This is a genomic window from Aeromonas piscicola (assembly GCF_000820005.1).
In the GTDB taxonomy this organism is placed as follows: Bacteria; Pseudomonadota; Gammaproteobacteria; order Enterobacterales; family Aeromonadaceae; genus Aeromonas; species Aeromonas piscicola.
Genome location: NZ_CDBL01000083.1, coordinates 9,880 through 27,974, shown reverse-complemented (window position 1 = coordinate 27,974; position 18,095 = coordinate 9,880). Strand labels below are relative to the sequence as shown.

At 61.6% G+C, this 18,095-nt stretch carries 19 protein-coding genes; 10 read left to right on the top strand and 9 right to left on the bottom strand.

Annotation, left to right across the window (positions count from 1 at the left end):
* From flpH to BN1128_RS22705, 5 genes are all read left to right on the top strand, one after another.
* Positions 1-602, top strand: a 602-nt coding sequence (gene flpH / locus BN1128_RS22725; protein WP_042873163.1) for a Flp fimbrial biogenesis protein FlpH, incomplete at its 5' end; no start/stop codon positions are given.
* A gap of 19 nt (positions 603-621) precedes the next feature.
* On the top strand, positions 622-1,386 hold the full coding sequence (locus BN1128_RS22720) for a tetratricopeptide repeat protein (protein ID WP_042873161.1): 765 nt from the start codon (positions 622-624) through the stop codon (positions 1,384-1,386).
* Complete coding sequence (locus BN1128_RS22715; protein WP_042873158.1) at positions 1,383-1,856, top strand: TadE/TadG family type IV pilus assembly protein; 474 nt, start codon at positions 1,383-1,385, stop codon at positions 1,854-1,856. Before BN1128_RS22720 ends, BN1128_RS22715 begins: the two co-directional genes overlap by 4 nt.
* Positions 1,853-2,365 (top strand): hypothetical protein, encoded by a 513-nt coding sequence (locus BN1128_RS22710; protein WP_042873155.1) that lies wholly within the window; start codon positions 1,853-1,855, stop codon positions 2,363-2,365. Before BN1128_RS22715 ends, BN1128_RS22710 begins: the two co-directional genes overlap by 4 nt.
* The gene (locus BN1128_RS22705) at positions 2,366-3,748 is read left to right on the top strand and encodes a vWA domain-containing protein (RefSeq protein WP_042873153.1); all 1,383 of its coding nucleotides are present in this window, start codon (positions 2,366-2,368) and stop codon (positions 3,746-3,748) included. It abuts the gene before it with no gap.
* Positions 3,749-3,801: 53 nt separating this feature from the next.
* Here BN1128_RS22705 and yiaY read toward each other — a convergent pair whose 3' ends face one another.
* Positions 3,802-4,953: an L-threonine dehydrogenase gene (yiaY, locus tag BN1128_RS22700; protein WP_042873151.1), complete on the bottom strand. Its 1,152-nt coding sequence runs from the start codon at positions 4,951-4,953 to the stop codon at positions 3,802-3,804.
* Between the two features lie 392 nt (positions 4,954-5,345).
* On the opposite strand from yiaY, the gene udp reads away from it, so the two are divergent.
* Positions 5,346-6,101, top strand: a complete 756-nt coding sequence (gene udp, locus BN1128_RS22695; RefSeq protein WP_005312923.1) for a uridine phosphorylase — start codon at positions 5,346-5,348, stop codon at positions 6,099-6,101.
* Between the two features lie 148 nt (positions 6,102-6,249).
* Here the strand turns inward: udp and BN1128_RS22690 are convergent, their stop codons facing one another.
* The gene (locus BN1128_RS22690; RefSeq protein ID WP_209428608.1) at positions 6,250-6,978 is read right to left on the bottom strand and encodes an RluA family pseudouridine synthase; all 729 of its coding nucleotides are present in this window, start codon (positions 6,976-6,978) and stop codon (positions 6,250-6,252) included.
* A gap of 175 nt (positions 6,979-7,153) precedes the next feature.
* Here BN1128_RS22690 and rihA point away from each other — a divergent pair, with 175 nt between their 5' ends.
* On the top strand, positions 7,154-8,089 hold the full coding sequence (gene rihA / locus BN1128_RS22685; RefSeq protein ID WP_042873146.1) for a pyrimidine-specific ribonucleoside hydrolase RihA: 936 nt from the start codon (positions 7,154-7,156) through the stop codon (positions 8,087-8,089).
* 33 nt (positions 8,090-8,122) lie between these two features.
* Positions 8,123-8,593, top strand: coding sequence for a hypothetical protein (locus tag BN1128_RS22680; protein ID WP_042873144.1), 471 nt, complete (start codon positions 8,123-8,125; stop codon positions 8,591-8,593).
* A gap of 165 nt (positions 8,594-8,758) precedes the next feature.
* Here BN1128_RS22680 and BN1128_RS22675 read toward each other — a convergent pair whose 3' ends face one another.
* The 3 genes from BN1128_RS22675 to BN1128_RS22665 form a co-directional block, all read right to left on the bottom strand.
* A complete protein-coding gene (locus tag BN1128_RS22675; protein ID WP_042873142.1) occupies positions 8,759-9,055 on the bottom strand; it encodes a winged helix-turn-helix domain-containing protein in 297 nt (98 codons plus the stop codon).
* The gene (locus tag BN1128_RS22670; RefSeq protein ID WP_042873140.1) at positions 9,052-9,582 is read right to left on the bottom strand and encodes a DUF1523 family protein; all 531 of its coding nucleotides are present in this window, start codon (positions 9,580-9,582) and stop codon (positions 9,052-9,054) included. Before BN1128_RS22670 ends, BN1128_RS22675 begins: the two co-directional genes overlap by 4 nt.
* A 178-nt stretch (positions 9,583-9,760) precedes the next feature.
* The gene (locus BN1128_RS22665; protein ID WP_042873138.1) at positions 9,761-11,383 is read right to left on the bottom strand and encodes a methyl-accepting chemotaxis protein; all 1,623 of its coding nucleotides are present in this window, start codon (positions 11,381-11,383) and stop codon (positions 9,761-9,763) included.
* A 164-nt stretch (positions 11,384-11,547) separates the two neighbouring features.
* On the opposite strand from BN1128_RS22665, the gene BN1128_RS22660 reads away from it, so the two are divergent.
* Together BN1128_RS22660 and BN1128_RS22655 are read left to right on the top strand one after the other, a co-directional pair.
* A complete protein-coding gene (locus BN1128_RS22660) occupies positions 11,548-12,180 on the top strand; it encodes a LysE family translocator (RefSeq protein WP_042873136.1) in 633 nt (210 codons plus the stop codon).
* 277 nt (positions 12,181-12,457) lie between these two features.
* Complete coding sequence (locus BN1128_RS22655; RefSeq protein WP_042873134.1) at positions 12,458-13,249, top strand: DUF1460 domain-containing protein; 792 nt, start codon at positions 12,458-12,460, stop codon at positions 13,247-13,249.
* A gap of 246 nt (positions 13,250-13,495) precedes the next feature.
* Here the strand turns inward: BN1128_RS22655 and BN1128_RS22650 are convergent, their stop codons facing one another.
* From BN1128_RS22650 to BN1128_RS25725, 4 genes are all read right to left on the bottom strand, one after another.
* The gene (locus BN1128_RS22650; RefSeq protein WP_042873132.1) at positions 13,496-14,716 is read right to left on the bottom strand and encodes a cation:proton antiporter; all 1,221 of its coding nucleotides are present in this window, start codon (positions 14,714-14,716) and stop codon (positions 13,496-13,498) included.
* 30 nt (positions 14,717-14,746) lie between these two features.
* On the bottom strand, positions 14,747-15,850 hold the full coding sequence (locus BN1128_RS22645) for a beta-N-acetylglucosaminidase domain-containing protein (RefSeq protein ID WP_042873129.1): 1,104 nt from the start codon (positions 15,848-15,850) through the stop codon (positions 14,747-14,749).
* Between the two features lie 42 nt (positions 15,851-15,892).
* Positions 15,893-17,620 (bottom strand): potassium/proton antiporter, encoded by a 1,728-nt coding sequence (locus BN1128_RS22640; RefSeq protein ID WP_042873127.1) that lies wholly within the window; start codon positions 17,618-17,620, stop codon positions 15,893-15,895.
* Between the two features lie 279 nt (positions 17,621-17,899).
* Positions 17,900-18,046, bottom strand: coding sequence for a hypothetical protein (locus BN1128_RS25725; RefSeq protein ID WP_098984538.1), 147 nt, complete (start codon positions 18,044-18,046; stop codon positions 17,900-17,902).
* Positions 18,047-18,095 lie beyond the last annotated feature (49 nt).

Below are 18,095 nucleotides of genomic sequence, written 5' to 3'. Positions count from 1 at the left end.
GGCTGGGAGGGGCGCTGGCGGCCTTGCTGTGGCGTCTGCTGGCGGCACCCGCCGACGGTTTCACCCTGATGTGGGTGCTGGTGGCCTATGTGGTAGGGGCCGGTGTACCCGAGCGCTGGCTGCAGTGGCGTGCCCGCAAGGTGAAGAGTGCACAGCAGAAGGTGGTGCCCGATGCCATCGACCTGCTGGTGATCAGCGTCGAGGCCGGGCTGGCGCTGGATCGGGCGCTGCTGCGGGTGGGCCACTATCTGGGAGCGCTGGAGCCGGGCCTGGCCCGCCAGTTCCTGCGCACCCATGCGGAGATCCAGATGCGCGGCGATCAGGCAAGTTGTCTGGCGCGGCTTGCCTGGCGCACCGGTTTGCCCGAGCTGGACAGGCTCGCCAACACCTTGCAGATGGCCCAGCAGTACGGCTCGCCGCTGGCCGAAACAATGCGCACCATCAGTCAGGAGGCCCGCCAGATGCGCCGGCTGGCGCTGGAGGAACAGGCAGGATCCTTGCCGGGCAAGATCACCCTCATCCAGATGGCGCTCATCATGCTGCCCATGCTGGTGCTGATCATTGCCCCTACCCTCAATTTGTTGATCAACAGCCTGCGCTGAGCGGGCCACAGGATTTGAAATGCGATCACGACTTCATTGTGTGTTGCTGCTGGCCCTGCTCGGGCTGGCAGCGTGCAGCAACCACGGCGATACCCGCCAGCAAAGCCAGAGCAATGGCATGGCGGTGGCCAAGGCGGCGTTCGACTCTGCCCAGTATGACAAGGCAGAGCGGCTCTATCAGGCCTTGCTGGCTGACGATGCCACCCTGGAGGAGGCGCAGCTGATGCTGGCCCGTACCCGTTATCAGCAAGACAAGAAGCAGGCAGCGCGTGATGGCTTGCAGCAGTTGCTGGACAAGGGGGGCAAGCAGGGGGCCCAGGCCGCTCACTATCTTGGCAAGTTTCTGCTGGATGATGGTCTGAGCGCCGAGGCTGCACTGGCCTATCAGCAGGGATTGACGCTGGCCGGACTGAACCGGGACGAGCGCGCGCGACTCAGCAATGGCCTGGGGGTGGCCAGCTTGCAGCAGGGGGCCTTTGGCAAGGGACGCCAGCAGTTTGAAGTGGCGGTGGCGGCGGCCCCCGACGAACCGGATTATCGCGTCAACCTGGCGCTGGGCTGGCTGATGGAGGGCAACAAGGTGGCTGCCCGTCAGGCATTCGAGCCGCTGCTGCATTACCAGAACCTGCCCCCCAGGGTGGAGATGAATTATGTCCTGCTGCTGCTGGCGGAGGGCAATGAACCCCAGGCTCGCCTCATACTGTCGCGTTTTCTCAGCGCCAGCCAGCTGGAGCACGACATCAGGCTGCTCAAGGCGCAACTGGGGCGGGGGACGGGGGCGTGAGACGCGAGCTCGGTGTGGCCAGCATAGAGCTGGTGATCATATTGCCGCTGCTGCTGGCACTGCTGTTGCTGGTGGTGGATGTGCTGCGGGTGCATCTGCAATACAGCACTCTGGAGCATGGCTTGCGATCCGTGCTCCGTGAGCTGCAGGCCGAATCTGCGGCAGGGCGGATCCCGTCGGCTGACGGGATCCGCCTTCGCTTGCAACAACGGGGGCGAGGGGAGCTGGACGGCGTGACAGTGAGCGTCATCCCCCATGTGTCGCTGGAGGCCATGCTGGGCCAGGAGGAGGGGAGCCCGGATCCTGCCAGCGAGATCCGCCTGCCTGCGGATCCCGTGCTGGAGGTGACGGCCAGGGTCCGCCCCCGTCTACAGCTCACCCCGAGCTGGCTGATTGACGATCGCGAGCTCAGCTATCAGAGCACCCTCTTGTTGCTCACCGACCGGCTACCGGCCGGAGGGGCAGGATGAGTCGCTGCTCCTGTCGCCACCGGCTCCCGGTGTCGGGCCCTGGCGCCATGGAGGGCAGCATCAGCATAGAGGCGATGATGTTCATTCCCGTCTTGCTGGCTCTGCTCAGCTTTGGCAGCGAGGCACTGCAACTGCTGCGCCTCGAGCAGCGTCTGCACAATGTGGCCTACAACGTGACCCAGATAGTGACCCAGCAGGGGACGGGGCAAAACGCCGCCGTCGTGTCGCAGCTGGCCTTCTATCAGCGTTTCGTGCAGGGCCAGTTGTCCGCTCTGCAAGAGGGGCAGGCCGCCCTGACCATAGAGCAGTACAACAGCGCCAATGGCGAGCGGGTTCCCCTGCTGCAGGGCACTGGCTGCGCCGGCCAGGGCAACTGGCCGCCGCTGCGGGTGGGCACCTTGATGCGGGTGACCCTCTGCTATCGCCTCGGGCAAGGGGAGGGCGGTATGTTCAGCCGGTTCTGGGCGGGCCGCACCCTGGTCACCCACTTTATTCAGGAGATCCATTGAATGGGACTGCCCTTGCGCCAGGGGGGCGGGCTCTCTCCCGCCTTTGCCCTTATGTTGACAGGCGTGCTGGCGCTGACCGGCGTTGTCATCGAACTGGTCCGTGGCTACAGCGGCCAGAGTCTGCTCAGCGCCGCCGCCGATGCGGTGCTTTACTCTGCCGCCGACAGTGACACTGCCGCTGAGGATGCCGTTGCTCTGGTGCAGGCCAATCTGGCGGGGCGTCACTTGCAGGTGGGCCCCCCCAGCTTGAGCCAGAGCGAGCAGGGAGCCCGGGTTATTCTGCAGGGGCATGTGCCCGCACTGATGGATCTCTCAGTCATTGGCGAAGGGGGTGACATGCCGGTGGCGGCGGCGGCCCGTGCCAGCAGTGCCCGTACCCGTATTGAGATTGCCCTGGTGCTGGATGTTTCCAACTCCATGTCCGGGGCGCCGATGAAAGCGATCAAGCAGGGGCTGACAGAGTTTGGCGAGGTGCTGTTTGGCCGCGAGCGGCGTAATCAGGACAGGGTCGTCAGCATCATCCCCGCCACCGGACTGGTCAATATCGGGGATCATCCTGAACTGTTTCATCCAGAGAGCCTGGCATTTCCCTTCGGGTTGCAGACGCTGGCCCATGAGCGAGGCTGGAGCAATTTGCTGACCCGTGACGTACCGGGGCGCCAGCGCAAGGCATTCTGTGCCCGCTTGCCTGAGCATGTGGACGGCATAGACCGGCTGGCGGAACTCACCCCGGGCTGGATCCGCAAGCTGGAACAGGCTCCCGGTGGCGAGACGCAACCCAGGTTGTACTACAGCACCAAGCCGCCAGCCATCAAGCAGTATGAAGATGGCACTCCCCTGCGGGCATTCGCCCCGAGGGAGAACCCCCTTGAGCGTTACCTGGAGAACCGGCGTGACAAGCTCGGCATCTTCGATGATGCCGACTGTGGGGTGAGCCCCATTCAGGCGCATCTGTCGACCCGGGCCGAGTATCGCCAGGCGCTCGATACCCTCTACGCCGCCTTCAACACCAATACGGCTGAGGGCGTGATGTGGGGCTGGCGCCTGCTGTCACCCCAGTGGCAGGGGCGCTGGGGCCGGGGGGCAGCCGAACTGCCGCGCCCTTACGGTCAAGCGGACAACCGCAAGATCATGGTGCTGTTCTCTGATGGTGAACACATGGGGCCCGAGGCGGCGCTGCGTGATCGCAAGCAACTGCTGCTGTGCCGGGAGATGAAACGCAAGGGGATCCAGGTCTATACGGTGGCATTCGAGGGGGATGCCCGCTTCGTGGCGCAGTGTGCCAGCGACCGTTCGCAGGCCTACAAGGCGACCAGCGGCAACATTCGCACCGTGCTGACCCGATTGGCCAGCGCCATCAACGATGTGGTGCTGACGAAATAGTGTGAAAAAAGGGGCCAGATCAGGCCCCTTTTCCTACCCGTTGGCAATGTGGTTTACATGGCGGCGCGGAAGATGGCGACTATCTCTTCGTGGCTCGCCTGTTTCGGGTTGGTGAAGCCGCAGGCATCTTTCAGGGCGTTGCTGGCCAGCACGTCGAAGTCATCGGCCTTGACGCCGAGCTGCTCCAGACCGGCCGGGATCTTCACGTCCAGCGCCAGCTGCTTGATGGCAGCGATGGCGGCAGCTGCGCCCTGTTCGTCGTTCATGGTGCTCACATCCACCCCCATATGGCGTGCCACATCCTTCAGGCGAGCGGCGCTTACCTGGGCGTTGTAGGTCTGAACGTGGGGCAGCAGCACGGCGTTGCAGACCCCGTGGGGCAGGTCATAAAAGCCCCCCAGCTGGTGCGCCATGGCGTGCACATAACCCAGGCTTGCGTTGTTGAAGGCCATGCCGGCCAGGAACTGGGCATAGGCCATCTGCTCGCGGGCGTGCAGGTCATCACCCTGATTGACCGCGGTGCGCAGGTGTTTGGCGATGAGCTGGATCGCCATGATGGCGCTGGCATCGGTCACAGGGGTGGCGATGGTGGAGACATAGGCCTCGATGGCGTGGGTCAGTGCATCCATGCCGGTGGCGGCGGTGAGGCCGGCCGGTTTGGCCAGCATCAGCTCGGGATCGTTGACCGACATCAGCGGGGTGACGTGCTTGTCGATGATGGCCATCTTCACCTGGCGTGCTTCGTCGGTGATGATGCAAAAACGGGTCATCTCGGAGGCAGTGCCGGCTGTGGTGTTGATGGCGATGAGCGGCAGTTGCGGTTTGGCGGAGCGATCCACCCCTTCGTAGTCCTGGATGCTGCCGCCGTTGGCGGCCACCAGGGCGATGCCCTTGGCGCAGTCATGGGGCGAGCCGCCCCCTAGCGAGATGACGCAGTCGCAGCCGTTGGCCTTGATCATCCTTAGACCCGATTCGACGTTGGTCATGGTGGGGTTCGGCTTGGTTTCATCGAAAACCACGCTTTCAATACCATGTTCTGCCAGCAGGGCGGTGAGCTTGGCGACCACGCCTATCTGGTTGAGGATCTTGTCGGTGACGATGAGCGCCTTGCGATAGCCATAACCCTTGATATCGGCTGCCGCTTCTTGCAAGCAGCCTGCTCCCATCAGGTTGATTGCGGGGATGTAGAACTTGAATGTCGCCATGATGGACTCCGTTTTATTAGCCATTAAGTAGTATACGGGCGCCAACATAGCATCGTCAGTGGGGATGAAAAGGGGTCAAGGGTATCCTGTTTGCAACTTTATGGACTCGATCACGTACCGATAAACCGGGGCGTGACAGGGATTGACAAGGCCGTATGCCACTCCTTTGGAAGAAAAACGTTTTTCAAGAAATTCATCAAGTTAGCAAACGTTTTGCACAGGATTTGTCACTGTCAATGCGTGGAAGTGTGAGGCGCTTCAAGGAATTGGAAAGCGCTTTCGACCATAGTTGGCGCCTCCCCAGAGAGGGGGGTAAAGGCTTGAAAGTATCATAAAGAATCATCTTAACTTGCGCCCTGACCATGCTGGCAGGGGGCAACCAGGAGTCCACTATGTCTGATGTATTTCACTTGGGTTTGAAGAAAGCGGATCTGCAAGGCGCCACCCTGGCGATCGTCCCCGGTGACCCCGAGCGCGTCAAGCGCATCGCAGAGCTGTTGGATAACCCGGTGCACCTGGCCAGCCATCGTGAATTCACTACTTGGCGTGGCGAGATGGACGGCAAGGCCGTGATCATCTGCTCCACCGGTATCGGTGGCCCGTCCACCTCCATCGCGGTAGAAGAGCTGGCCCAGCTGGGTATCAACACCTTCCTGCGTATCGGCACCACCGGCGCCATTCAGCCGCACCTGAACGTGGGCGATGTGATCGTGACCACCGGTTCCGTGCGCCTTGACGGTGCCAGCCTGCACTTTGCACCGATGGAGTTCCCGGCCGTTGCTGACTTCGACTGCACCACAGCGCTGGTCAACACGGCCAAAGAGATGGGCTCCAAGCTGCACATCGGTGTAACTGCCTCTTCCGATACTTTCTACCCGGGTCAAGAGCGTTACGACACCGTATCTGGCCGCGTAGTGAGCCGTTTCCAAGGTTCCATGAAAGAGTGGCAAGCCATGGGCGTGCTGAACTATGAGATGGAATCTGCCACCCTGCTGACCATGTGCACCAGCCAGGGCCTGCGTGCCGGCATGGTTGCCGGTGTCATAGTCAACCGTACCCAGCAGGAAATCCCGAACGCCGAAACCATGGCGAGAACCGAATCTGATGCCATCAAGATCGTGCTGGGCGCCGCCCGCAAGCTGATCTGATAGCCACACCGAGTGGGGGGTGGGGGCCGTTGCGAAAGCACGGCCCCTATCTTTTATCTGTCGTTCGCCCCGTTTTGCCCCTGTTGGTCCCTGTTCCCTCTGTTGTTGCCTTCGCCTGTTCTCACACCCGTCTTGATACCGCGTCTCGCTAGAAGGGGCTGGCACATCTGACCGCCATCGGCTCACCGCTCACCGGATGCCGCAAATCCAGCTCGCTGGCATGCAGCATCAGCCGCGGCGCCTGTTCGCAGCCGAGGGGCAGCAGACCGCCATAGAGATCGCAGCCGAGGATGGGGTGGCCCAGCAGCTGGCTGTGGATCCGCAGCTGATGGGTACGGCCGGTTTCCGGCACCAGCCGCACGCGGGTCAAAGGCACTGCCTGACCTTGCCTCGGCTGCGCCAGCCGCTCAATGACCCGATAGCGGGAGCGGGCAGGCTTGCCGCTGGCAGCGCAGATCTTCATCAGCGGGAAGAGAGCGGGATCCTTGGCGATGGGGGCATCGATCACCCCCTCATCGTCGGCCAGATGACCGCACAGCAGGGCACTGTAGGCCTTGCTCACCGCCCGCTGGCTGAATTGCTGGCACAGCAGGGCGTTGATGGCCTTGTTTCTGGCCACCACCATGAGACCTGAGGTGCCGAAGTCGAGGCGGTGCACCAGGGTGCAGCCGGGATAATCTTGCACCAGCCGGTAGTGGACAGAGTCGAGGTTCTGCGGATTTTTGCCAGAGAGGCTGAGCAGGCCGCTTGGCTTGTTGATCAGCAACAGGTGCTCATCCTCAAACAGGATCTCGATGGCTGCCTCGCAGGGCGGGGCGATGAAGGTATCGACGATGACGGACATAGGGCACACGGGCTGGAAACGGGGGGCGATCATACTCGAACCGGCTGCGCGGGGCGAATCGAGGGTGAGCCGCCGACGGCCATTACGGCGAGTTTGGCAGCAACTGCTTGATAAGATGGGCTGAGTCCGTTTTGTGACTCCCTCCCGAGTTAATCTCGTCACGGGTTGTTAAGGTATGGCTCCCTGTCATGTTGTAAGGAGTCTGTCCATGGCGTTGCCCATTATTCTCGATTGTGATCCCGGCCACGATGATGCCATCGCCCTCATACTGGCGCTGGCCAGTCCCGAACTCAAGGTGCTGGCGGTCACCACCAGTGCGGGCAACCAGACGCCGGACAAGACCCTCAACAATGCCTTGCGCATCCTGACCCTGCTGGGGCGTGACGACATCCCGGTGGCGGCGGGGGCGCCCAAACCGCTGATGCGCGAGCTCATCATAGCCGACAACGTGCACGGCGAGTCGGGCCTCGATGGCCCCAAGCTGCCGGATCCCGCCTTTGCCCCGCAAGCCATGACGGGCCTTGAATTGATGGCCAAATGCCTGCGCGAGAGCCCGGAGCCCGTGACCCTGGTGCCGACCGGGCCGCTCACCAATATCGCCCTGCTGTTGGCGGCGCATCCCGAGTTGAAATCCAGGATTACCCGCATCGTGCTGATGGGCGGTGCCGCGGGGGCGGGCAACTGGACCCCGGCGGCGGAATTCAATATTTATGTGGACCCGGAAGCGGCCGATATGGTGTTCAAGTCAGGCATCCCCATCACAATGTGCGGGTTGGATGTAACCCATGAGGCTCAGGTGATGGACGAGGACATAGCGCGGGTACGCACCATCACCAATCCGGTGGCCCAGTGCGTGGCCGGGCTGCTCGACTTCTTCATGATCTACCACCGCGATCCCAAGTGGGGATTTGCTGGCGCGCCGCTGCACGACCCCTGTACCATTGCCTGGTTGCTGGCCCCCAAGCTATTCCACGGGGTCGAGTGCCGGGTCGATATCGAAACCAGTGGCACCCATACCACCGGCATGACGGTGGTTGATCGCTATGGTCTGACCGGCAAACCGGCCAATGCGCTGGTGCTGCTGGGACTGGATCGTTCGGGCTTCATCGACCTGCTGGTCGAGCGACTGCGAGCGTTTGGCTGACTGCCATTGCACTATTGAGAGAAGGGACGGGAAATGTACAAAGCGTCGCTGGCACTGCTGGCCGGGTTGCAACTGACGGCCTGCTCCACGCCGTTTGAATCTATGTGGCAGGGGCTGGCGACCTGCGAGCTCGATGATCTCTATCTCGACAGCGAGACCGGCGAGCCGGCCCACCCGCAGCTCAAACACTTCACCCCCTACAAGGTGACGGATGGGTTTGCCTGGTACAAGACCCGCCAGGAGCTGCATGGCCTGCCCATCAGCGGCTTTCTGATCCCCTCGTCCACCTTCGAGGTGCATGCCCTGTTCGTGGACACCCCTATCGCCAATGCACGAAGGCTGACCCACAATGCCTATGGCAGCGAGTTTGCCGACGAGCAGAAGCACAACGAGGGATTGGCCCCCTTGCTGCTGCGCGATCCCAACAACCCCAAGCGATCCATCATAGACTGCACCCAGGGGGAGACCCAGGAGCCGTTGCCGGAAGAGCCCTTTCCGGAATAAGCCTCCCGCCATCTCCAGAGCCTTGACCGTCCTCCCGACATAAAAAGGGGCCAGCCTCATCGGCTGGCCCCTGCTTTTCGTCCCCTCGTCTGGATCAGGGATAACCCTGCGTCTGTTTGATCACGGGCATCCCCCAATCGCCGAGCGATAGCGCCCCGTCAGTATTTATGGATAACCCAGCGTCTGCTTGATCACGGGCAGCTGGGCCTTAATCCATGCCGGGTTGATGGGGCCCCAGTCGCTGATGTGGTAGTGCCCCTGCAGGTGGCGGGCCCCTTCGGTCTGCTCGAAGGCGCAGCTGATATCGAGCTCGGCCAGCGCGCTCAGGGTATCTTGCGCGGTGCGGCGCGGCATGCCGGTCGCCTCCATGATGGCGGGCACCGTATCCGTGCCCTGGCTGATCAGCCAGGCCACGTAGAGTCGCCGGTAGAAACTGGTGCGGGTTTTACTCGGCTCACTCATATCTCGTCCTCAAGACGATCGAAGTAGCGCCAGGTCGCCAGCGCAGCCTTGCCCATCACCAGTGCCCAGAGGCCGAACCAGAACCAGCGGAAGAAGCTCCAGGTGGAGGCGTCAGGCTGAGTGCTCTCGATCTTGGTGACGTTGGGGAACATGGAGAACATGTTCACGCGCCAGCCGTAGGAGGTGATGATGGCCAGACGCTTCTCGAACTCCATGGACTTGGCCTTGGCCTGCACGTCGGCGGCGTTGAACTTGAAGTAGAAGGGCCAGCCCCACTCGGTGTCCTCGTTGCGAAACACGCGGATCTTCTCGCCGGGCCGCTCGGTATAGATGTAGTAGACGTCTGTGGTGGGACCGTCGGCCGGGTTTTTCTGGCTGATGGGGCCATCCTTGTCGGTGCGCTTCACTTCCACCCCTGTGATGGTGGCTATGGTGTGCTCCGGCAGGTAGTAGTCGAGCCAGATGGCGGAGACGAGGGCGATGAGGCCCAGGCCGATGAAGGCCGGTTTCTTGAATTTCAGCTTCATGATGATCTCATATGAGGGGGAGTGACGTGCCTCTACCATACTCACATTTGGTGGGGTAGCCCAGCCCCCAATGAAGCCACTTCATAAAAAAGACCGTTTAAAACAATAACAAGTCGGCAGCGCCATTAACATGAAGGCCCCGCGAGCGGAGCCTTCGTTTGACGTGAGCGCGCAGCCATTACAACTGGAACTGGGCCAGCTGCTTGCGCTGCTGTTCGGCGAGCTGTGACAGTTCGTGACTAGCGGCGGCACTCTGGCTGATGCCGGCCGCACTCTGGTTCACTATCTCGTAAATATTGGTGATGTTGCGGTTGATGTCGGCGGTGACGCAGGACTGCTCCTCGGCGGCGGTGGCGACCTGGGCATTAGCGCCGTTGATCTGGTTGACCGCCTCCGTGATGCCGCCGAGCAGTGACTGTACCTCACCGGAGAGCTGCTGGTTGTGCGCCAATATGGAGAGGGTCTCCTGCATGCCGCTGTTGGCTGACAGGGACTGGCTCTGCAACTGCTCTATGATGGCCTGGATCTCCTTGGTGGAGTCCTGGGTGCGGGCTGCCAGCAGGCGTACCTCGTCGGCTACCACCGCAAAGCCACGGCCGGTTTCACCGGCGCGAGCGGCCTCGATGGCGGCATTCAGCGCCAGCAGATTGGTCTGCTCCGAGATGCTCTGAATGACCTCGATCACCTTGCCGATCTGCTCGGACTGGGACTTGAGGCGTGCCACCACGGCGGCGGCGCTCTCCAGACTGCCCGCCATGCGGCTGTTGGCCTGAATGCTCTCGGCAAACAGTGCCAGCCCCTGCTCGACCCTGTCGTTGGCATCCCGCGCCAGTTCGTCGGCCAGGGCCGCGTTGTGGTTGACGTTGTCGGCCGTGCTGGCCAGCTCGGTCACGGCGGAGGCCACCTGTTCGGTTTCGCTGCGCTGCTGCTGGGCGTTGGCCTCGGACTGGGTCATGACGGCGGCCAGCTCGGTGGCGGCGGAAGCCACGTTGCCGCTGATGCCGGTCAGGGTATGCAGTGTGCTGCCCAGCTGGGTCAGGGTCTGATTGATATCCTTGGCCAGCTGGCTCAGCTCGTTGTTGCCATCGGCGGCGGCCCGAACGTTGAAACGGCCCTGGGCGACGGCGCGCATCACCTCCTGCAGCTGGCCTATGGGGCGCACTATCCGGCCGGACAACCACCAGCCGCCGAGCAGGGCCGCGATCAGGGTGGTGCTCATCAACAGCAGGGTACGCAGCAGGGTCGCGTGGTAGTGCGCCTCTTCTTCGGCGATTTCGGCCTGGATCAGCTGGTTGACGTGGGCCGACATGGTATCGATCTGCTTGATCAGCTGTTCACCCAGCTCGCGAAAGCGCAGCCGGGACTGTTCGTAGGCGGCGGGATCGCCAGCTCCCTGATATTTCTGGGCCAGCAATGGCAGCATGTTGTTGCGGGTGTGGCCGAGATAGGTCTGCAGGGCGGCGGCTACCTGGCTGTTGTCCTGCTCGGCGCCGGCGATCGCCAGTCGGGCCAGGATGGCCCCTATCTCCTGCTCGGCTGCCGTCAGATCGCTCGGCAACTGGGCGAAGCGCTGCTGATCGTAGAGGCCGTAGATGGCGTTGGTGCGCATCCGGTAGGTAGCGTGGATCAGGGTGGCGATGTCGTCCTTGTGACGGGTCACGCTGGCTGTGGTTTCGTTCATGTCCGAAATGGCGCCGTCTATCTCCTGCTTGCTGATCCCGGCCATGAGGATCATCAACAGGCTGGCGAGCAGAAGCGGTATGAGGACTTGAAAACGGATAGACAGGTTATTCAATGACATGAAAGATCCTAACCCAAAAGAGGAGTGAAGCGGCATCTTACACAGTCGCGACAAAGGTTGTCACAGGGTTTTTATGGCTGAAATCGTGCTGAACGAAAAGGTTTTTCTTGTGTGAAAAGAGTGTGATAGGCAAGATCACAAGCTTGTTACCATGGAGGTGTCGTGTGTCCGACTGGATTGATCCCGCTATTCTGGCGCTGTTTATTCCCACGTTTTTCTTTGTCTCCGTCACCCCCGGTATGTGCATGACCCTGGCGATGACCCTTGGCATGAGTCTGGGGGTGCGTCGCACCCTGCACATGATGTGGGGGGAGCTGATCGGGGTGGGGCTGGTCTCTGTGCTGTCGGTGATCGGGGTGGCGGCCGTCATGCTCAACTACCCGGCGCTCTTTTCAGCCTTCAAATACGTGGGCGGTGCCTACCTCATCTGGCTCGGCATCCAGATGTGGCAGGCCAGGGGCAAGATGGCCATACCGGCGGATCTCTCGGCCGGGCAGGAGACGCGCCCCCTGGGTCTGGCCATGCAGGGCTTCGTTACCGCCATCGCCAACCCCAAGGGCTGGGCCTTCATGGTCTCCCTGCTGCCTCCCTTCATCAATGCTGCCAAGCCGATGGCCCCCCAGATCAGTGCCCTGGTGGCCCTGATCCTGGTCATAGAGTTTTCCTGCCTGCTGCTCTACGCCAGCGGTGGCCGGACTCTGCGCCACTTCCTCGCCAAGAGCGGCAACGTCACCCTGATGAACCGGATCGCCGGCTCCCTGATGTTTGGCGTGGGTGTCTGGCTGGCGCTGGGCTGATCGCACCGACTGTGCTGCCATGGAGCCCGTCTTGTAGAGGCCGCGTTGCAGACACCACCCGAGACGGAAATAACGCAGCCCCGGCAGTGCCGGGGCTGCGTTATTTGGTGGGCAAGGGCCCTGTCTGGCGGGGAGTGGGTACATTTGCTTACATTTTTTTTGTTTTCAATCGGCGACCATTTCATCAGTCTCGAATGGCATTAGATGCATGTGCTTTACATGTGATGATGATCCGAGCAATCCAAGTTGTATATTTTGTGGTCAAGGATGGTAATGAATGATGAAGTTAATAAGCGCTGCGTTACTCACTTTTTCGGGTGTGGCAGCGGCCGGCAATGGAAAAAACCTGGATTTTTACAATATAGAGGAACAGCAACTCGCTGACATGTTTGCTCAGCATCAGAGCGGCACGCCAGGTCAGTCAATAAAGGATTTCTCCCGCCTGTTTCTGGAGAATCCCTATGTTGCCAATCGTCTGGTGGGGTCGAGTGATACACAAGAGAAACTGGTGGTGGATTTTGGTGAGCTGGATTGCTTCACCTATCTGGATTACGTTGAGTCACTGCGGCACTCAACGAGTGTGCATAATTTCATCGAGAACGTCATGTACACTCGTTACGTAAATGGTGAAGTCAACTATCTGACTAGAAAGCATTTTTTCTCTGACTGGGTACATGGTGGCAATAACGTCAGCGATGTGACCCATCTGGTAGGAAATTATGTCGTGACCGCCCCCAAAATACTGAATCAGAAAGAGGATGGTGGCCACTATATTCCCGGGCTGGGAGTGAAGAACCGCGACATCAGCTATATTCCGGGTGATCGCGTGGATGAAGATACCTTGAGTCTGCTGGAGGATGGCGATTATATCGGCATCTATACCAATATTGCCGGTCTGGATGTGACCCATACCGGCATCTTCATTCGCGGTGAGAATGGCCCCGTCCTGCGCAATGCCTCGTCTGTCTCGACGAATATGAAGGTGGTGGATTCGCCATTTCTTGAATATGTGAAAAACAAGCCGGGCATCCTGGTTTATCGGGCCACGGATGACAATGGTCAGTCGTGATAGGGCCGGGCATGAGGGGAGTACTTTTAATCGGTTGGCAATGATACGGGCTTAGTGAGCCGGTTGCCGTCCCCCTGTGGCAACAACATAAAAACCCCCGGCCAGTGCCGGGGGTTTTTATGTTGTGGGGGAGGGCGATAGAAGCGAGCCATCGTATCCTGCTGCACCCTGCACCCTGCACCCTGCACCCTGCACTGCTACTCGGGCCGATGGCGCCCGTCTCGCCGTGGTGCCGGGCTCGGGGATTTATGCGGCTTTAAAGCGCCCGACCCAGGGATTGGCGCTGATACCGTGCAGTATGACGCTGAGGACAATGGTGCAGAGCACGGTGGCTATGATGGGCTTTTGCCCCAGCAGGGCGGGCTCGTGCTGCAACACCATGACGGCGAACACTATGCTGGCCAGCCCCCTTGGTCCGAACCAGCCGATAAAGAGCTTGAGCTCCGGTTTGAGGCCCGTGCTCAGCAGGCTCAGCCAGACCGGCAGCATGCGCAGCAGGGTGAGGCTGGCGGCGGCATAGAGCCAGTATTGCCAGTGCAGCAGCTCCGGCAGCATGGGCATCAGGGTGGCGCCGAATACCATCCAGATCACCACTGAGAGCAGATCCCCATACCCCTCGCAGCTGTCCATGTAAGCGTGCTTGTGCTCCCCCAGCCGGTGGCCGATCAAGAGACCGCCCACGAAGGCGGCGATGAAGCCGCTGCCCCCCAGGGTCTGGGCCAGCGCGAAGCAGAGCAGGGCCAGCCCCGGCATGGTGAGCTGGCGCCAGAGTGGCAACTGCCAGCCGTTGAGGTAGGAGGTCTTGAGCAGACGAATGGTGAGACTGGCGAGCACCAGGGCTACCAGCAAGCCGATGCCTATCTCCTCCAGCAGCAAGGTGACCGCCAGCATGCCGGTGCCGGCGTGTTGTTCTGTGGGGGCTATGAGGGCGAGCAGCAGCAAGAGCACGGGCACGCAGATGCCGTCGTTGAGGCCGCTCTCCTGGTTGAGCCCCTCCCGGATGGGGGCGGGCACCGCCGGGTTGCTGACCACTGCCTTGCCGAGCGCCGCATCTGTGGGAGCGAGTATGGTGGAGAGGATGGCCATCTCCAGCAGCGGCAAGTCGGGGTAGAGCCAGAGGCCGAACAGGGTGCCGCCGATCAGGGTAAGCGGCAGGCCGATGAGCAGCAGCCGCATGGGCAGGGCACGGTGGGCCGCCAGCACTTGCCAGTTGGTGTTGGCCGCATCGCTGAACAGCACTATGACCAGGGTCAGCTCTGCAAGCAGCTTGATGCCGTTGCCGTTGCCGTTGCTGTTGATGGAGAGGGAGAGCAGGCCCAGTCCGCCGGATCCCAGCAGCCAGCCCATCAGCAGAAACAGCAGGGGGCCATTGATGAGTCTGGATTCGAATCGGCCCGCGATCAGGCTGTAGATCAGCAGGAAGGCGGCGATCACCGCCAGGTTCTGGTAAATCAGGGATGCGTCCATGCAATCTCCTCAAGGCCCCGGGGGGGCGCGTCAATCAGTCAGGCAATCTGGATCGAACACATATTCACCGGCCAGCCAGCGCAGGATTTCGTGCACGCAGGCCTGATCCTGGAATGGCAGGTAACGGGTCTTGAGGTGGATGATCTGCTCCGGGGTGAGCTGGGCCAGCCCTATGTCCTGAAACAGCGGCAGATCGGCCTGGATCATGGCGGAGATCTGCGGGCCGCAGGTGGCGTTGAGGGAGGCGTGCAGCGCCTTGTCCGGATCATACTGCTTGCCGAGCTTGTAGCTCATGGGCAGGGTGGCCAGCGGCAACACGGAGAGCGCCGCCTGCTTCATGGGGTTGACCGCGTGGCCCGCCACCAGTTCTGCCAGTTCGGCGGGGCGGTTCTCGAAGGCGCGCAGGTGCAGGAGGCTGCTGGCCTTGCTGCCATCGTTGACCGGGTAGTTGTCCCACAGGAAGGGCTTGCGGTGCAGCCAGTCGGCCACTTGCTTGAGGTGCGGGGCCGGGTACTCGTCGGAGCAGACTTTGGGGCCGGTCCAGAAGATGTCGATACGCCGATCCAGCCCCTGGCCCAGATCGGTCAGATAGTGGGGCGGCATGGCGCCGAACACCTTCTCCAGCACGGGATCCGTCGAGTAGTAGCTGGGACAGAACAGCAACCGGCTGGCGCGGGTGTGGGCCGCGATGTCGTGGACCATGGTGAGCTGCCAGTGGGCGAGATCCGGGGTATCTCCCTTCATGTCGTCAAACAGCACAGCCAGTATGTCGGGCTGGAGCGCCTCGTCGATGAGTCGCACCTTTTCCAGCAGAGCCGGACGCTTGCGGGCATAGTCGTGATGGGCGCCCATGGGGCTCAGGCCTATGCCAAAGGCGAGGCCGTTTTCACGGCACTGACGGGCCAGCTGCCGCAGGGCCTCGAGCTGGGCCGCAGGCCAGGGCTGGGTCCAGTGCTTGCGCAGATAGCCGTCTTCTTTCGGGGCATAAATGTAGAAGCCGTAGCCGTGGCGGGGCAGCCACTGGGCGTAGCGGGCGCGGGCTTCCCAGCTCCAGCCCTTGCCGAAGAATCCCTCTATCAATCCCAGCTGGGGCGAAGGGGGTTGCAGGCCAGACAACAGGGTTTGGTAAGGCATAGATAACTCCCTTCTCGCTGAGGTCGGGTCGGACGAGCGGTGTCAGACCGGGTCTTCTTCCTGAAAGCGCACCCCTATCTTGCGGGGTTCACCCTCTTCCATTTCGGCCACGGTCCAGATCAGTCCCTGCCATTCAAAATGGTCGCCGACCACCAGATTATCGCCCAACTGGTTGGCAATAAAATGGCCAAGTGTCTGATCCGCCATCTCGCTCACATCCAGCCCGTAAAGCGGGGCCAGATCCACCAGATTGGCGGCGGCTTCCAGCAGAAAGTCGCCGAAGAAGCGGGGGCCCAGATCCTGCTCCGGTGCCTGGCTGAACAGCTGGCCGAGGGCGGGAAGATCCCGTTCGTGGCCGATGACGCAGAGGATGTCATCGGATTGCAGGCAGGTACTGCCCGAGGGGTGCAGCAGCTCCTGATCCCGGAACAGGGCGCAGATCCGGGTCCCTTTGGGCATGCGTAGATCCCGCAGGGGCGAGCCTATGCACCACTTTTCGGCGCTGAGGCGATAGACGAAGGTCTCCCACTGGCTGTCCAAATCTATCTCGAGCCCGGAGCGGTTGATGGGCGACGGCGGTGCCGGCACCTCCACCCGCGCCAGCTTTGAGGCCAGCGGCAGCGAACTGCCCTGCAATATGAGGGAGACCAGCACCACGAAGAAGGCCACATTGAAGTAGAGCTGGGCGTTGGGCAGCCCCGCCATCATGGGGAAGACTGCCAGTATGATGGGCACGGCACCGCGCAGCCCGACCCAGGAGATGAACCAGCGCTCGCGGGGGGCAAAGTTCTTGAACGGCAGCAGGCCAATCCAGACCGAGACGGGGCGGGCGAACAGTATCATCCACATGGCCAGCGCCAGCGCTGGCAGGGCGATGGGCAGCAGGTTGCTCGGAGTGGCCAGTAGTCCCAGCACCAGGAACATGCCGATCTGGCTGAGCCAGGTCAGGCCATCCAGCACGGACAGCGTGGTGCTGCGGCTGCGCAGGGAGAGGTTGCCCAGCAAGAGGCCGGTGAGATAGATGGCGAGGATGCCGCTGCCACCTACCGCCGTGGTGAGGGCGAAAATCAGCAGGCCGCCGCTGACGGTGAGCAGCGGATAGAGGCCGGGGGCCAGCCTGGCGCTGTTGATGAGGCGCCACAGCAGCCAGCCGCCGCCAAGACCTATGCCGGCGCCCAGGCCAAACTGCTTGCCGAGCTGCAATAGCAGGAAGCTCCAGTCCAGACCCTGCTGCTGGGTGGCGAGGATCTCAATCAGGGTCACGGTGAGAAACACCGCCATGGGATCGTTGCTGCCCGACTCTATCTCCAGGGTAGCGCTGACCCGCTCGTTCAGGCTGCGCCCGCCGAGCAGGGAGAAGACGGCCGCGGCGTCGGTAGAGCCGACGATGGCGCCGATCAGCATGCCCTGCATCAGGCTGAGATTGAACAGCCAGGCGGCGATGAGGCCGGTCAGGCCCGTGGTAATGGCCACCCCCACGGTTGCCAGCGAGAGTGCTGGCCAGAGCGCCACCCGAAACGAGGAGACCCGGGTGCGCATGCCGCCATCGAGCAATATGATGGCGAGCGCCAGGTTGCCCACCAGATAGGCGACCGAGTAGTCAGCGAAGTGAATGCCGCCCGGGCCATCTTCCCCGGCCAGCATGCCGACGGCGAGGAAGATCACCAGAATGGGGATGCCGAGACGAGAGGAGAGCGCGCTTAACAGGACACTGGCTCCCACCAACAAGGCCGCGATTAAAAAGAAACTGTTGATGGTGACGGCATCCAATGGCGAACTCCTTCTGTCAAAATGCAAATCAGGCACATTATATGCAGTTTGTTGGGCGCCGTGTGGCTTAATTGTGCATTAATTTGCAGTTTTTTACATTTTCGGTGCGTCTGTGGCGGGGGCGTTTACGCCGAAAAAGGCGGGATGCGAGGGCAGAAAAAGGCCGCTTAATGTGAATCGGTTCACAGAATCGACACGGCCTGAGGGTGGCCTGCCGGCCATGCACCCGACAAGCAGCAGGGGCGCCACAGTGGCGCCCCTGGCGGGCTGGGAGGGCGGTCAGTCGTCCTCGTCGTCTTTGACTTCCCGGATCTTGTCCTTGTAGTTGGGCAGCTGTTTCTCAAGCTGTTTCATGTCCTTGATGGCATTGAGAAACAGGCCGAGCAGGAACAACAGCGGCAGGCCTATCCATAACCACAGACTCATGAGCTTTTCCTTTCATCGAGACAGAGGGTGACGTCATAACTGACCAGAA